Raw genomic sequence first — 15,406 nt, forward strand, 5'->3', positions numbered from 1 at the left:
CGTCCGGGCCGGTCAAGCCCCTGTCCGGGATGGTCGAGCCCCCGTCCGGGCCGGGCCGAACCGCCGTTGACACGGGGTGACGCGAGCCCGAACGTGCCTGGCTGCTGTGGGTAGTCGTCCGGCTACCTGATCTTGGGGCGCCGCAGATGGCATGGATCGTGCGCCGATCCTTAGGATGGCGGGGACCGAGTCGGGTGGCGGAAGTACGTGTCGGAAAGGGTCTGTGGATGACGATGAACGAGCCGCCGGCGCGGGTGCGCGCGGTGGCGCGGATCGGCGCCGAGCCCGTCGCCACCAGCGGCCCGGTGACGTTCCTGCGCCGCCGTCGACACGGCTACCTCGGCCCGGTCAACGTGCTGCAGCTCGTGCTGATCGAAGTGCTGATCGTCGGTGTCCTGCTGCTGCTCCGGCAGTCCCTGTTCGCGATCGTCGGCGGGATCGTGTTGAGCGTCGCGATCCTGGTGGTGACGTTCGCTCGTTCGGGTGGCCGGTGGTGGGTGGAGCGGATGCTGCTGCGCCGGCAGTACCTGCGCCGGAAGGCCGGCCGGCAGCTGCCCGCCGACGACAAACGGCTGGTCGCCCTGCACCGACTCGTCCCCGACCTGATCGTCCGGTCGGTCGAGGGGCCGGGCGGCATCGATGTCGGGATCGGCCGGGACGGGGCCGGTTCGTTCGCGGTGGTCGCCGTCGTTCCGCCGCAGGGCGTCAACGGCGAAGCGCTCGGTGACGTGCCGCTCACCAAGCTCGCCAGCCTGGCGCAGGACGCCGAGCAGCCCGGCGCGGTGGTGCAGGTCGTCCGGCACACCCTGCCGGTGCGGGCCGGCGGCGCCGCCGGCGAGTCGTACCAGGAACTCGTCGGGAAGTTCGGCCTGACGAGCGCGGCCGACCAGGCCACCTGGGTGGCCATCCGATTCGACGCCCGCGCGGTGGCGGAGGCGTCGGTCGGCGGCGCGGACGAGTCCGATCAGGTGCCGGTGATGCTCGGCGCGCTGGTCCGCCGGGTCGGCAAGGCGCTGCGCCGGGCCGGGCTGGATTACCAGGTGCTCAACAGCGACGGCCTGTTGGATGCGCTGACCCGCTCGTGCGAGCTGAGCCAGTCCGCCGCCGGTGGGCCGACACCGGCGGTCAAGGAGCGCTGGACGGCCTGGCAGTCGACCAGCCTGGCGCATGCGTGCTTCTGGGTCAGCTCGTGGCCCGGGCTGCGCGACAGCGGCCCGTTCCTGGACGCGATGAGCCGGGTGCCGGCGGCTCTCACCAGCCTGTCCATCGTTCTGGCGCCGTACGAGGACCTGATCGAGGTGCGTTGCCTGCTGCGGGTGGCCGCCGAGCCGGAGCTGCTGGCCCAGACCTGCACGGCCGTGAAGCGGGCGGTCTCCCGGGCGGGCGGCAACGTGTTCCGGCTCGACGGGGAGCAGGCGCCCGCGGTGTACGCGACTGCGCCGACTGGCGGCGGTGCGCGATGATGGCCAACCGGCGGTACCGAAGGGAGGCGGTGTGAGCGGTCAGGACACGCCGCGCGAACAGACCCAGGACGGGCCTGCCGCCGCACGGTCGATGCCACCGGCTGCTCCCGTGCCGGCACGGCCGCTGTGGCCCGCTCAGCAGGCCGGTGGCCCGGTGCTCGGCGCGCTGCCGCCGCCGGTGACGGCGCCGGAGGCCGCGCCCCCGGTTGCCCGACCGGTCGAGCGCGGGGCGGTCGAGCCGGCGACCGGCGCGACCACGGACACGGCGGCGACCAGCAAGATCGTCGGCGAGACCGGCGGCACCCTGCTGCTGGCGCCGACCGGAACGGCCGGTGGCGTCAGCCAGTCGACGGCGTCCGGGCAGGCCACCGCCACCGGCGTGCGCACCCCGACCGCGGCCGGCACCCTGGTTCCGCCGGACCCGGGCCACGGCACCGTGTACGGCGGGGGGTACGGGCCGAACGACGACCAGTCCCGGGTCGTCGACCGGGTTCGGCCGCTGCCGCCGCTGCGGGTGGGCTCGCACCTGGCATCCGACGCGGCGCTGGACGAGATTCGGTTCGGGATGCCAGCCGTGGGCATGGTTCTCGGCCACGACCGGGATCGCAAGCCGGTCCAGGTCCGCACCTTCCGGCCGGAGCCGACCCGGCTCACCTTCGTCGGCGGGCTGTGGGGTGCCCGGCTGCTCGCGTTCCGGGCGCTGGCGCTCGGGGCCCGGGTCGTCGTGTTCTCCCGCCGCCCGGAGCACTGGAACGGCTTCGGCCAGTGGGCGACCGGTCGGTCGGACCGGATGGCGGTGATGCCGGAGGAGCGACCGGTCACCGTCGCGTCCAGCCCGCTGCACCCGGCGCTGCTGATCTACGACATGGGTTTGCTGGGCGCCGCCCGGCGCCCGGACCTCGGCCCGTGGCAGACCCAGTTGACGGTGCTGCACCAGCTCACCGCGTACGGGTTCCCGGCCGTGCAGGAGTCCAACCTGGTCATGCTGCAGCGGCTCGGCAAGGAGGAGTCGTACTCGCTCGGCTCGGTGCTGCGGCTCGACGGCAGTGCCATCCAGTTGCTCACCGCGCTGCGGGACGACATGTTCGCACTGGTCGGCGGCGGTGCCGACCGGTACGTGTGGGTCACCCCGACGTCGGTGGAGCAGCAACGCTTCGGCGCCCCGAGCCGCCGGTGAACCGGGTGGACGCCGCGGTCGCGGCAGCTCCCCGTCGTCGTACCCTGGCTGCCGTGTGGGCTCGTACCCGGCGAACGCGAAGGGCCGGTCGGCGCCGGCCGGTGGCGCTGCTGATGGCCGGCTGCGTCGTGGCGCTGTCCGGGACGTTCGCACCCGGCACGCCGGCCTCGGCGCAGGACCAGTGCGCGCAGCCGGGTACCTCCGCCAAGGGGGTCTCCTGGGCCCAGCTCGCCTTGGATCCGCAGTCGGTGTGGCCGTTCACCACCGGCGCCGGCGTCCTGGTCGGGGTCGTCGACACCGGCGTGGATGCCTCCAACGCCCAGCTCGCCGGGCACGTCAGCACGGGCACCAGCTTCCTGAAGGGCGGCGGCGCCGGCGACACCGATTGCGTCGGGCACGGCACCGGGATGGCCGGCGTCATCGTGGCGCAGCAGAGCGACAGCGTCGGTTTCTACGGGATCGCGCCGGGCGCCAAGGTCCTGCCGATCGACGTCACCAAACAGATCGACGACAGTACGCAGAGCGATGACGGTACGCCCGATCCGAGCACCGTCGCGAAGGGCATCCGGTACGCGGTGGACCACGGCGCCTCCGTCGTGAACGTCTCGGTCGTCGTGCACACCGACGACAGCGCGCTGAAGTCGGCCGTCGCGTACGCGGTGGACAAGGGACGCGTCGTGGTCGCGGCGGTCGGCAACGAGGCCAGCGATCCGAAGAAGAAGACGCCGTATCCGGCCGCGTACCCGGGCGTGCTGGGCGTCGGCGCGGTCGGCCCCGACGAGACGCTGCAGGAGGGCTCCGCGACCGGGCCGTTCGTCGACCTGGTCGCGCCCGGCGCCGGCGTGACGACGACCGCCCGTAAGAAGGGGTTGACCACGGCGAGTGGCAGCGATGTCGCTGCCGCGCAGGTCAGCGCGACGGTGGCGCTGATCCGAGCGCGGTGGCCGGAACTGGGCCCGGCACAGATCGAGCGACGGCTCAAGGCGACCGCGTCGCCGACCCCGGGCGGGCCGGGAAGCCAGGAGTACGGCGCCGGCATGGTCAACCCGCACCGGGCGTTGACCGAAACCATGTCCGAGCACAGCCCGGCGGCCCTGCCCGGATACGAGCAGGCGCGGCACAACGCCGCCGAGGCCGAGCGCAGCCGGGTCTGGAGCCACAGCAGCCGGATGGCACTGCTGATCGCGGGGCTGAGCGTGCTGGCCGGATTCGTCGTGGTCGGCGCCGCGGTGGCGATCCCGCGCGGACGTCGGCGCCGCTGGAGGGTCCGGCTGGCCACCCCGCCGGAGAACCGTCCGGAGGACGATCTCCCCTCCCCGCCGGTCGAACTGTTCGACAAGATGCCCTGAGCGGCCTCGACAAGCTGTCCTGAGCGGCGATGCGAAGGGTGGGAGGCCTTCGGGTGCCGTCGCCCCGCCCCGTGGAGCGGTAATCACACGTCGGGCCCCGGACGAGGTCCGGGGCCCGACGTGCAGGTGGCAGTGGCTCAGCCCTGATAGATCCGGGCCGCGGCCCGGGCGTCGGCGTCCTTGAACTTGAACGCCGCGTCGCCCACCTTCTTCGACAGGCTCTGCAGCGTCGCCTCCAGGTCGTTCGCGGCGCTGTGGATCTTGTTGCTGACGCTGTTGAACGCATCGGCACCCATGCCGTTCCAGTCGCCCGCGAGCAGCGCCTTGAACTGGGTGTCCACCTCGTCGAGGTTGCTCTGCATCTCCGAGCAGAACCGGTTGATCGCATCGGCGACATCGGTGATGCCGGAGAAGTGGTAGACGAGATCGTCGTCGCTGTACCCCATACCTGGCTACCTTTCGAACCCGGGCTTAGGCGCGAAGGCCGTCGGCGACCGAGCCGCCGCCGTAGGAGGCGCCGACCTGGTTGATTTCGTTCGCGATGTCGCCGTCGGTGCTGCCGTAGTCGGTCACCGACGAGTCGGCCGAGGAGGCCAGCTTGTTGAGGTTCTGCAGGATGACCTTCAGGTCGTTGTGAATCTCCTGCGACTTCTGCTGGAACGCCCGGCCGCCGCCGCCCTTGAAGCCGGCCTCGGCCGCCTCGATCTGCAGCATGAGGACGTTGAGGTTTCCGGCAATGCCCTCACCGACGTCGTCCGCCTTCCTGGCGGCCGCGGTGATCTGGGTTTGCCCTACATGGGCGCGGTCTCCCAAGATGCGTCACCCCTTCTCTGAGCGTGCCCCCTAGCCGCGGGGCGAGTATCTCGTGCCGGCCGGGTGGTCGGTCAGCCCAGACGATAACCCGAGTGGTCAAGCTCGAACCAGCTGCACGGGCCGGCGGTGGCCCGGTGACCTCGATCAGGGGGTGCTCAGTTGCCGGACTTCTGCATGTCCACCGCGACCGCGGCGGCCTTCGGGTCGAGGGTCGGCCCGGCCGGGATCCGGCTGACCAGCCCGGCCGGCATGCTCACCGCCTGCTGTTCCTGGTATCCCAGCATGTGCAGGGCCGCGACGGTCGGCACCCCGAACCGCACGCCGTCGTCGGTGACCAGGTCGTACGTCCCGGTGACCGAGCTGCTCGAACTCATCGCCCGGACCACCGCGATGTGCGCGGACGGCACCCAGACGGCGTCGGCCAGCGCGTTGCCGTCCTGTGTCTGCTGCTGCGTCCGGGTACTGACCGCGCTCTCGGCCGCGCCCACGACGATGCGGGGCGCCTGAGCGGCGCTGCGGTACACCGCGCAGGTGCTGGTGGAGCCGGCGTCCGTGAGATGCGGTGCGGAACCGGGCGCGCGCACCCCGGTGTTGTTCGGCTGAGCCAGCTTGCCGCTCTTGGCCATGCCGTTGATCTCGGCCGCCGGCACCTCCTGCGGATGCGTCGCGTACTGGCCGGCGAGGATGGCCCGCTGCAGATCGGTGATCGCGGCCACACCGTCCGAGAGGACCAGGTAGTACTGCTTGCCGCCGGACCCGGTGCGGTCGAACAGCACGTCGCCGACGGTGTGCCCGGAGACCGCCGAGGACGCCTTGCCGCGATCCGGCACCTCGATCGGTCCGACGTCCATCCCGGCCGGCAGCCCGTTCAGCCACGCCAGGCCGACCATCGTCGGGTTGACCTGGGCGCCGAACAGGGACGGCACGACGGTGTCCGGGCTCTGGATCCGGTACCGGGTGCTGTGCCAGACCAGGTACGTGTCGCCGCTCTGCGAGTCCTTCACCAGCAGGCCCTTGTCGCCCAGGTCGGCGCCGCCGTTCGCGCCGCGGCCCACCGCCAGGCTGGTGCGCGTGATGGCGTGTCCGTTGCTGTCCTGGCTGGGCACCGAACACAGCGTCCACGGCGTGCCGGTGACCCGCTTGGCGTCCGGCAGCGCGGTCGGCGCGTCCCGGATTCCGCGCATGATGCCGCGTCCCACCGAGGCCAGCGAATCCCGTGGCACCGTCACCGTCGTCGGCGTCTCCTTGCCGGCCAGCAGCAGCGCCGAGGCGTAGTTCAGGGTCGGGGTCAGCAGCTCGTTGTTGTAGACGTAGGTCGCGCCGGTCTCCTTCTCCACCACGACCGTGCCGTCCTGCTTCCAGGAGGTGCTGCCGACCTTGGTGAAGATGCCGATCACGCCGAACGCCGCCGCGACTATCACGGCGATCATCACCCCGGCGAACGCCGCGCCGGTGCCCCGCCGAAGCGGCGCCTGCGCCGGGTCGGTCTCCCGCATCACCACGGCCGAGATCACCCGTCGCAGCAGGAACTGGTACGAGTGAAGCTGGTCCTTCCTGGACGCCATCCGCGGTCCCTCCGAGCCTCAGCGGCCTAGCCGAACGAGGCGAACACGCCTCGGATGTAGGAGTACAGACCCACCAGGCTGCAGGTGATCGGCACCAGGGCGATGATCGCGATCACGTCGAAGATGTCGGCGAAACGCCCCAGGTAGGGCGACGGCGGGCGTTTGCTGAACAGCATGCCGGCGACGAGCACCAGCGCCCCCACCGCGGCGACACCGATCAGCAGCAGGTAGCGCATCAGGTTCGAGTCGGCCACGATGCCGCCGGCCACGGCCAGCATCGCGATCCCGACGATGCCGCCGGCCAGCAGTGACACCCGCTGTCGCGGAGTCGGGAACAGCCGGGCCCGCAGCAGCATCGCCACCGAACCGACCAGCACCAGGATCGCCCCGGTCACGGCACCGTCGAGCAGCAGCGCGGCCATGCTGGCCAGCGCGACGATGCTGACCCCGAGCAACGTGCCGGTGAGCACCTCGTCGGACCGGGCCACCGCCGCGTACACGGTGGACCGCTGCGGCATCGGCGGGTCGGCCAGCATGTCCTCGGCCCGTTGCGGCAGGGCCGGCAGTGGCAGCTTGCCGATCCGCAGTGACATCAGCGGGTAGCCGGGCATCAGTGCGATGCCGATGGTCAGCACCACCGCGGCGATCCCGGCCGACGGCATCGAGGAGAACCCGAGCAGTCCCGCGATGCCGCCGAGCAACCCGACCGTGACCGCGGCGGCGAACAGTCGGGAGAACGCGCCGACACCGACGTAGCCGATCACGCCGAACACCAGCAGCAGAACCGACCCCAGCAGCAGATGCGGCAGGCCCAGCGCGGTCAGCCGGACCTCCGGAGCGGCGACCAGGAAGCCGCCCAGGAAGGCGAACGGCAGCCCGCTGCCGGCCAGCACGGCACCGGCGACCGCGTCGGACATCGCCCTGGCCAGCGCAATGCCGACGATGGTCAGGACCAGGGCGAGGCCGATGGACACGATGCCCGGCACCAGCCAGGGCGGGTCGGAGAACAGGACCAGCGTGGTGCCCAGCAGGAAGATCGCCGGGCTGACCGCCATCGCGCAGCGCCGGGTGGCGGCGGCACCCCAGGACCGACCGTAGCGCCGGGCGCCGCTGGCGATCGTCTCGACCACGTCGTCGTACTCGAGCTCGGGCCACTCGGTGCGCCGGGGCACCAGATGCAGCACCTCGCCGTCGCGGACGCCCTGAGCGGCCAGGTTGCGGGTCGGCACCAGCAGCGCGCCGGTCGATCGCCGCAACACCCAACCGCCGTGCAGCTCGCCCTCGTCGGCGGCGTTCTCGCCGGCGTGCCGGAGCAGGTTGGGCACCAACTCGGCGACCGGAATGTCCTCGGGCAGGGCGACGTCGATGCGGCGCTTGGGGGTCGAGACGGTGACGCGGGCGAGGCCCATACCCACCGAGGTCCCCACTGGGGCCGTCACTGAAGGTCACCTCCGGGCGAGAACACGGTGCTGACACCGGCGAGGGCCGGTGGCCACGAGTGCCCAAGGTAGCAGCCAGGCGCACTGCCTCGATTCAGACATCCCTGCGTTGCGGCACAGGGTTTCCTCGGCAGGTAGGGTTCCGTCGAGGCCGGTGTTCCCCCGTACCCGCCCTTGCACAGAGTGAATCTCCGACGACACTGCGTCGAGTGGGGGGCGGACAATCCCAATCCAGGAGGTGTACGGGTGGGAACCGAGATCGTCAAGCGGCCACCGCGTCGCCCCTCGCCGGAGCTGCCCTCCGGCGAGGTGATCCTCGATCCGCCACCCGAGGCGCCCCAGCCCAATGCCAAGGGCTGGCAGCGGATGATGATGATCCTGCCGATGGCCGCCGGTGCGGCCGCGATGGGGCTGATGATGGGCACCCAGCGGGGTGGCCCGATGGCCTACGTCGCCGGCGGGATGTACGGCGTGTCCATCCTCGGCATGATCGCGGTCCAGCTCACCCAGCAGTCCGGCGGTCAGAGCAAGAAGGAGATGATCGAGGCACGCCGCCAGTTCATGCGCAAGCTGAGCCAGCTGCGCGCACAGGTGCGCAGCACCATCGAGAAGCAGCGCGAGGCGATGTACTACCGCCACCCCGACCCGGGTGCGCTGTGGTCGACGGCGGCGAGCGGCCGGCTCTGGGAGCGCCGCGCCACCGACGGCGACTTCGCGGTGGTCCGAATCGGCCTCGGCCCGCAGGAGATCGCGACCCCGCTGGTGCCGCCGCAGACCCGCTCCGTCGACGAGCTGGAGCCGTTGTGCGCGATGGCGTTGCGGCGCTTCGTGACCACCTACTCGATCGTCCCCGACCTGCCGGTCGCGATGGCCCTGCGCGGCTTCTCCCGGGTTTACCTGCGCGGCTCCGACGAGCGGGTCCGGGGGCTGGTCCGAGCGCTGCTCAGCCAGTACGGCACGTTCCACGCGCCGGACGACGCGCTGCTCGGGCTGTGCGTGTCCGACGACCGTCGGGCCGGCTGGGACTGGGCCAAGTGGCTGCCGCACGCGCTGCACCCGACCAAGGTCGACGCGGTCGGTCAGCTGCGGCTGGTGGCGCCGACCGTCACCGCGCTGGAGGCGATGCTCGACGACGTTCTCGTCAACCGGCCGCGATTCGACCCGACGGCGCCGCCGTCCGGGGCGACCCACCTGGTCGTGGTGATCGACGGGGGCGACACCGCCGGCTCCGACCACCTGATGACCGAGGGCGGCGTCGAGGGCGTCACCATCATCGACCTGACCAACCCGCCGCCGCGGCTGCTCGACCAGGCCTCGCTGGTGCTCGACGTCGCCGACAACGGCACCATGACCAGCACGACGATGGACGGCACGGCCGAGATCGGTACCGCCGACGGGCTCGACCCGGTCGAGTGCGAGGCGCTGGTCCGGCAGCTGTCCCCGCTGCGGTTGTCCGCCGCCTCGCTCACCGACCAGCCGATGTCCGGCGAGCTCGGCCTGGCCGAGCTGCTGAACATCGGCGACCCGTACGAGTTCGACCTCGGCCGGACCTGGGCGACCCGGCCGAACCGGGACCGGCTGCGGGTGCCGCTGGGCATCGGCCCGGACGGCCGCCCGGTGGAGCTCGACCTCAAGGAGTCGGCGCAGGACGGCATGGGCCCGCACGGCCTGCTGGTCGGCGCGACCGGTTCCGGCAAGTCGGAGCTGTTGCGCACCCTGGTGCTGGCCCTGTCGGTGACGCACAGCTCCGAGGTGCTCAACTTCGTTCTGATCGACTTCAAGGGCGGCGCGACGTTCACCACGCTGGACCGGTTGCCGCACACCAGTGCCGTCATCACCAACCTGGAGGACGAGCTCTCCCTGGTGGACCGCATGCTGGACGCGATCCAGGGCGAGCTCATCCGCCGGCAGGAGCTGCTCCGCTCGGCCGGCAACTACGCCTCGCAGCGCGACTACGAGCGGGCCCGCGCCGCCGGTGTGCCGCTGGCCCCGCTGCCGAGCCTGTTGATCATCTGTGACGAGTTCTCCGAGCTGCTCACCGCGAAGCCCGACTTCATCGACATGTTCGTGCAGATCGGCCGGGTCGGCCGGTCGCTGGGTGTGCACCTGCTGCTGGCCTCCCAGCGGCTGGAGGAGGGCCGGTTGCGCGGCCTGGACACGCACCTGTCGTACCGGGTCGGCCTGCGGACGTTCTCCTCGATGGAAAGCCGCAGCGTGCTCGGCGTGCCGGACGCGTACGAGCTGCCCCGCTCGCCCGGTCACGGCTACCTCAAGGCGGGCACCGAGGGGCTCACCCGCTTCCGGGCGGCGTACGTGTCGGGTCGCTACCGGCGCGGTGTTGGCAACCAGCGCCGGGAGGACCGGCAGACCGACCCGGTGCAGGCGTACTCCACCTGGTACGCGACGCCGCCGGTGGTCACCGAGGAGAAGCCGGCCGAGGTGCCGGAGCAGGACGACGACGTGCTCGGTGAGACCCTGCTGGACGTGGTGGTCGCCCGCCTGGAGGGGCAGGGCGTGCCGGCGCACCAGGTGTGGCTGCCGCCGCTGGCCGAGTCGCCGACGCTGGACCAGATCCTGCCCCCGCTCAGCGCCGACCCGCGCCGCGGCCTGACCGTCACGGACCCGGAGCTGCTGGGTACCCTGCGTGGCGTCGCGGGCATCATCGACAAGCCGTTCGAGCAGCGCCGCGACCTGCTCTGGACCGACCTGTCCGGCGCCACCGGCAACGTGGTCGTGGTGGGCGGCCCGCAGACCGGCAAGAGCACCATCATTCGCACCCTGATGGGCAGCCTCGCGCTCACCCACACCCCGCGCGAGGTGCAGTTCTACTGCCTGGACTTCGGCGGCGGTGGCCTGAGCACGCTGCGCGACCTGCCGCACGTCGGTGGCACCGCCAGCCGGATGGAGACCAACCAGGTCCGCCGGACCATCTCCGAGCTGCGCACCCTGCTGGCGGAGCGGGAGGCGCGGTTCACCGCCAACGGCATCGACAGCATGGCGACCTACCGGCGGATGAAGCGGGACGGGAAGTTCGCCGAGGACCGGTTCGGCGACGTGTTCCTGGTTCTCGACGGCCTGGTGACGCTGCGCAACGAGTTCGAGGACCTGGAGCCCGGCGTCACCGAGCTCGCCAACCGCGGCCTGGGGTACGGCATCCACCTGATCGTCACCTGTACCCGGTGGATGGAGATGCGGCCCGCGGTCCGGGACATGTTCGGCACCCGGCTGGAACTGCGGCTGGGTGACCCGGCCGACTCCGAGATCAACCGGCGGGCGGCGCTGAACGTACCCACCGGGACGCCCGGCCGCGGCCTCACCCTCGACGCGCTGCACTTCCTCGCCGGGCTGCCCCGCATCGACGGGCAGCAGGACCCGGGCAACCTCACCGACGGCATCGCCAAGTTCGTCCAGGCGGTCCGCAACGAGTGGCGGGGGAGCCGGCACCACGGGTCCGGTTGCTGCCCGACCGGCTGCCGTACGAGGCGTTGCCGGCGGCGGGCCACGACACCCAGCGCGGCATCCCGATCGGCATCGCGGAGAGCGACCTGCAGCCGGTCTACCTGGACTTCGCCGCCGAGCCGCACTTCCTGTTGTTCGGCGACATCGAGGCGGGCAAGAGCACCTTCCTGCGCAGCCTGGCCCGCGCGATCAGCGAGCGGTACACGCCCGCCGAAGCCAAGATCATGATGATCGACCTGCGCCGCAGCCTGCTGGGTTCGCTGGAAGGCCCGCACCTGATCGGCTACGGACACTCCGTGCAGGTCGCCCAGGACATGATCCGGCAGGTCGTCGAGGTGATGAAGGAGCGGCTGCCCGGTCCGGACGTCACCCCCGAACAGCTGCGCGATCGCAGCTGGTGGAAGGGCCCCGAACTGTACGTGCTGGTCGACGACTACGACCTGGTCGCGACCGGGCCGTCGCACGTGCTCTCGCCGTTGACCGAGTTCCTCGCCCAGAGCCGCGACATCGGGCTGCACGTGATTCTCGCCCGGCGGGTCGGCGGTGCCAGCCGCGCGCTGTACGAGCCGATGATGTCGCGGATCCGCGAACTCGCGTCGCCGGGCATCACGATGTCCGGCCCGCGTGAGGAGGGCGCGCTGCTGGGCAACGTCAAGCCGCAGCAGCTGCCGCCGGGGCGGGGCTGGCTGACCACCCGCCGACACGGCAACCGCCTGGTCCAGCTCGCCTGGCTGCCCCCGGTCGTCTGACCTCCGGGGAAGCGATCGGCCCCGTTCGTCGACCGGACGGGGTCCCGTCGCGGTGGACAGCCCGGTTAAGCTCGCCAGAAGAGGACACCGGAGTCGAATCGTGGCACCGGCGGCGGCCCGAGCCGCCCGCGGTGCGCCGGTGTGCGTGTGGTGGTGAGGAGGCGTACCGATGGCCGACCGGGTGGTGGCGAAGGTTCCGGAGATCGTCGACTATGCGAAGAGCATCTCCGGCCTCTCCAGCGGAACGCACCACGGCAAGGACAGCATCATGTCCTCCTCGACCACCGCCAACCAGGCGCTGTCGAACATGAGTGAGCTGGTGACCACCGGCCTGCTGGGCAGCCCCGAGGTGTTCGCCGAGGCCTACCAGGTCGGCGGCTACCTGGCCGTGAACGCCAAGTCGTTCCAGCAGTTCATCCAGGCATGCGGCAAGGGCATCCAGTGCACCGCGATGGCCGCGCAGGCGATCGCCACGATCCTGCACTACACCGACGCGGACAGCGCCGGGAAGTTCGACGCCACCGACGTGGCGGACGCGATGGCCTATGCGATGGGCGATCCCGGCGCCGAGCGGCCGGACGGCATCCCGAAGAAGGCACTGGGCACCAAGACGCAGCTCGACCAGGACGTCGAGAACGCCTCGCGGGGCGGCAACCAGGCCGACGCGATCGCCTTCCCGAACGACCCGAACGCGACGACGACGCACTACCCCGGCGAGGACACGACCACCACCACCTACTCGGACGGCTCGTACCGGGTGGTCGAGAGCTACCTGGTGACCGGCGCGAACGGGTCGTCCACGGTGCACCAGACGACGCGGTTCTACGACTCCAACGGCAAGGAGATCTCGAACAGCGCGCAGACCGAGGACACCGAGTACGGCAACGGCTACCGCACCACCACCCGGAGTGAAGGTGGCACCACGTCGAGCACCACGATCCGTGACGACGGCTCGGTCGACGTCACCACGACCACCAAGGACGCCCAGGGCCACCCCGTCACCAAGAACTATCACGAGGATCCCCCGACGCAGCAGGACCAGCCGGAGAAGGGCCCGATCGAGGGCTGGTACGACGAGACGCACATCGACGGCAGCGGAAGCCTGGGCGGCGCCTACGGCGGGTACTGACCGCCGATTCGTCCGACACCGGCGCGAGACGAGAGGCCACCGTCATGGGACACCAGTCGCCGCAGAGCCACGCACGGTACGGCTACGACAGCAACCTGAACACCGAGCTGATCCAGAGCCGGCACCTGCAGTACAAGACCGATCCCGGCTCGGACCCGACGCACTACTACGTCGACAACGCCGGCAGTGACCTGTTCGCCAAGTACAAGCCGACGATGAACCGGGCGGACATGCCCGGCGGCAAGGACGGCGACATAGACCTGTCCAACCCGCATCCGGACCCGAACGGCAGGGACGCGCACACCGCGGCGGCGATCTACGTCAGCAACGACAGCAAGTACAAGAACATCATGGAAGGCAACACGATCGAGCACGTGAAGGCTCGCATCGACAGCCAGAAGCAGGGTCCGGTGCTGGCCATCCAGCACGCCTGGGAAAGGGTCAAACAGTCGCTGGAGACGATGGCCCGTGACATCCAGCGGCCGACCGACGCGCTGGTCGCCAAGCAGGCCTGGACCGGTGACGCGGCCGAGGCGTTCCTGCAGAAGGGGCCGGGTGCCGCGCTCAAGTCACTGGACGATTGGATCGACGCCGCGCAGTACAACATCGAGGGCTTCCAGCACGTCGCGAGCGTCATCCCGGGCAAGCAGCACGCCATCTCCCAGCTGTACGAGCAGTACAAGGCGGCGGTGACCGCCGAGGCGCAGCGCTGGCTGAAGGACAACGCGCCCCGCAGCGGCGGGCACCACGAGATCAAGACGTACACCGAGCTGGACGACTTCCTCAAGCACGGGCAGATGGAGGACAAACAGCGGTTCATGCAGAGCGTCAAGCAGGCCGGGGCGATCTACGACCTGATGGCGCAGGACATCGAGCATTCGATGGCGGTCGAGTACCAGACCGCGATCGGCAGCCTGCAGTCCGGCCGATCCACCACGTTCGAAGGCATCACGAACTCGATCATCGACGCCCCCGGCGCGCCGATCCTCGACCTGGGCGGTCGGCCGCCGGGCGCGGCGCCACCGGCCGGTCCGTCGTCGGCGGCACCACCGAACGTCGCCCCGCCCCGCAACTTCGCGGCGTCGAACCCGCCGCCGGCCGATCCGCCGGCGCCCGACAGTCCGCCGGCCACCCAGGCCCCGCCGCCGGCCGCACCGCCCGCGGCGCCACCTGCCGCGCCGCCCGCGGCGCCGCCGGCGCCCGCGCCGGTCGCCCCGCCGGTACCGGTGGCTCCCGTTGCGGCGCCGCCGGCGCCCGGTGCGGGCCCCGCGCTGCGGCCGACCGCGGTGTCCCGGCCCGCAGCCGACCCGTCGTCGTTCCGGCCGAACGTGTCCCGCCCGCAGGGGCTGAACCGGTCCGGCGTGCTGGGTGACCGGAGCGGTGCCGACGCCAACCGCCCGTCGGCACCGGGCCGGGGCCCGGGCGGCAGCGGTGGACGCCCGAACCTGGGCCGGAGTGCGCAGCCGAACCCGACCAAGCCGACCCGGGGCCGGGCCCCCGGCAGTCCGGGTGGCGAACCGGAGCGCGGCGGGCAGGGCCGGCCGCCCGGCGGGCGAAGCCCAGCCAATCCGCAGCGCTCGGGCCGCTCGTCCGAGCAACGCAGGCCGAGCATGCCGGGCAACACCGAGGAGCCGACGGCGTTCCGCTACTCGGCCCCGCACAGCCCCTCGGTGCTGACCGGCTCACATCAGCCGCCGACCGATCCGGCCGCGACCGACACCCCGCGGCTGTCCGGTCGACCGGGCAGTGGCCCGCCGAACACCACCAAGCCCATCCTGAACAACCGTCAGCCGAAGAAGTCGGGCGCCGGGGACAGGAACCGGCAGGCGATCCCGCCGGCGGTGGGTTGGCCCGGCAACGAGCTCGTCGGCGAGCCGCCGTCGGTGGCGCCGTCGGTGCTGCAGAGTCCGACGCTGCGGTCCCGCCCGGTGGCGCCGACCGACGCCAACGACATCCCGCGCAGCCTGCGCCCGTCCGGCCCGATGCGTCCGGACACCAACCTCACCAGCGCCCGGCCGAACACCAACAGCCCGGCCGAACTCGCCGCCCGCCGGGCCGCCCAGCAGGAGAAGGACCGCCGGCGCAAGATCGACTCCGAGTACGAACAGATCCGGGCGTTGTTGCAGGGTGAGGAGGCGTGGCAGGTGGAGACGCCGGGCGGCCCGGTGGTGGCCAACCAGCCGAGGGCCGAGGTCGCTCACCCGCGGCCGATGCTCGGCGCGTGACGGCCGCGACGTTTTCCCTCCTTGTCGGCACCGGTTAG

General features: G+C 71.6%; 9 protein-coding genes and 1 pseudogene. 6 read left to right on the top strand and 4 right to left on the bottom strand.

Annotated elements, in window-relative coordinates:
* Positions 1-227 precede the first annotated feature (227 nt).
* From Athai_RS03780 to mycP, 3 genes are read left to right on the top strand one after another with little or no spacing between them, the layout of a single operon-like run.
* On the top strand, positions 228-1,463 hold the full coding sequence (locus Athai_RS03780) for a type VII secretion protein EccE (protein WP_203960175.1): 1,236 nt from the start codon (positions 228-230) through the stop codon (positions 1,461-1,463).
* 31 nt (positions 1,464-1,494) lie between these two features.
* A complete protein-coding gene (locus Athai_RS03785; RefSeq protein WP_203960176.1) occupies positions 1,495-2,640 on the top strand; it encodes a hypothetical protein in 1,146 nt (381 codons plus the stop codon).
* Between the two features lie 53 nt (positions 2,641-2,693).
* Positions 2,694-3,989 (top strand): type VII secretion-associated serine protease mycosin, encoded by a 1,296-nt coding sequence (gene mycP, locus Athai_RS03790; protein ID WP_203960177.1) that lies wholly within the window; start codon positions 2,694-2,696, stop codon positions 3,987-3,989.
* A gap of 137 nt (positions 3,990-4,126) precedes the next feature.
* Here mycP and Athai_RS03795 read toward each other — a convergent pair whose 3' ends face one another.
* From Athai_RS03795 to eccD, 4 genes are all read right to left on the bottom strand, one after another.
* Entirely contained in the window at positions 4,127-4,435 is a 309-nt protein-coding gene (locus tag Athai_RS03795; RefSeq protein WP_203960178.1) for a WXG100 family type VII secretion target, read from the bottom strand.
* Positions 4,436-4,460: 25 nt separating this feature from the next.
* A complete protein-coding gene (locus tag Athai_RS03800; protein WP_203960179.1) occupies positions 4,461-4,802 on the bottom strand; it encodes a WXG100 family type VII secretion target in 342 nt (113 codons plus the stop codon).
* A 155-nt stretch (positions 4,803-4,957) separates the two neighbouring features.
* On the bottom strand, positions 4,958-6,367 hold the full coding sequence (gene eccB / locus Athai_RS03805; RefSeq protein ID WP_203960180.1) for a type VII secretion protein EccB: 1,410 nt from the start codon (positions 6,365-6,367) through the stop codon (positions 4,958-4,960).
* A 26-nt stretch (positions 6,368-6,393) separates the two neighbouring features.
* A complete protein-coding gene (eccD, locus tag Athai_RS03810; RefSeq protein WP_203960181.1) occupies positions 6,394-7,806 on the bottom strand; it encodes a type VII secretion integral membrane protein EccD in 1,413 nt (470 codons plus the stop codon).
* A 246-nt stretch (positions 7,807-8,052) separates the two neighbouring features.
* On the opposite strand from eccD, the pseudogene eccCa reads away from it, so the two are divergent.
* The 3 genes and pseudogenes from eccCa to Athai_RS03825 all read left to right on the top strand — a co-directional run bounded on the left by eccCa (position 8,053) and on the right by Athai_RS03825 (position 15,368).
* A pseudogene (gene eccCa, locus Athai_RS03815) lies at positions 8,053-12,014 on the top strand (type VII secretion protein EccCa).
* A gap of 169 nt (positions 12,015-12,183) precedes the next feature.
* Complete coding sequence (locus tag Athai_RS03820) at positions 12,184-13,143, top strand: hypothetical protein (protein WP_203960182.1); 960 nt, start codon at positions 12,184-12,186, stop codon at positions 13,141-13,143.
* Between the two features lie 44 nt (positions 13,144-13,187).
* The gene (locus Athai_RS03825; RefSeq protein ID WP_203960183.1) at positions 13,188-15,368 is read left to right on the top strand and encodes a hypothetical protein; all 2,181 of its coding nucleotides are present in this window, start codon (positions 13,188-13,190) and stop codon (positions 15,366-15,368) included.
* Positions 15,369-15,406: the final 38 nt, after the last annotated feature.

Origin of the sequence: Actinocatenispora thailandica (assembly GCF_016865425.1) — a bacterium.
In the GTDB taxonomy this organism is placed as follows: Bacteria; Actinomycetota; Actinomycetes; order Mycobacteriales; family Micromonosporaceae; genus Actinocatenispora; species Actinocatenispora thailandica.

Bases quoted from the DNA above. Each gene is read 5' to 3' on its own strand.
- Athai_RS03825 (WP_203960183.1), top strand. From the start codon at position 13,188: ATGGGACACCAGTCGCCGCAGAGCCACGCACGGTACGGCTACGACAGC.
- Athai_RS03795 (WP_203960178.1), bottom strand. From the start codon at position 4,435: ATGGGGTACAGCGACGACGATCTCGTCTACCACTTCTCCGGCATCACC.
- Athai_RS03820 (WP_203960182.1), top strand. From the start codon at position 12,184: ATGGCCGACCGGGTGGTGGCGAAGGTTCCGGAGATCGTCGACTATGCG.
- eccB (WP_203960180.1), bottom strand. From the start codon at position 6,367: ATGGCGTCCAGGAAGGACCAGCTTCACTCGTACCAGTTCCTGCTGCGA.
- Athai_RS03780 (WP_203960175.1), top strand. From the start codon at position 228: ATGACGATGAACGAGCCGCCGGCGCGGGTGCGCGCGGTGGCGCGGATC.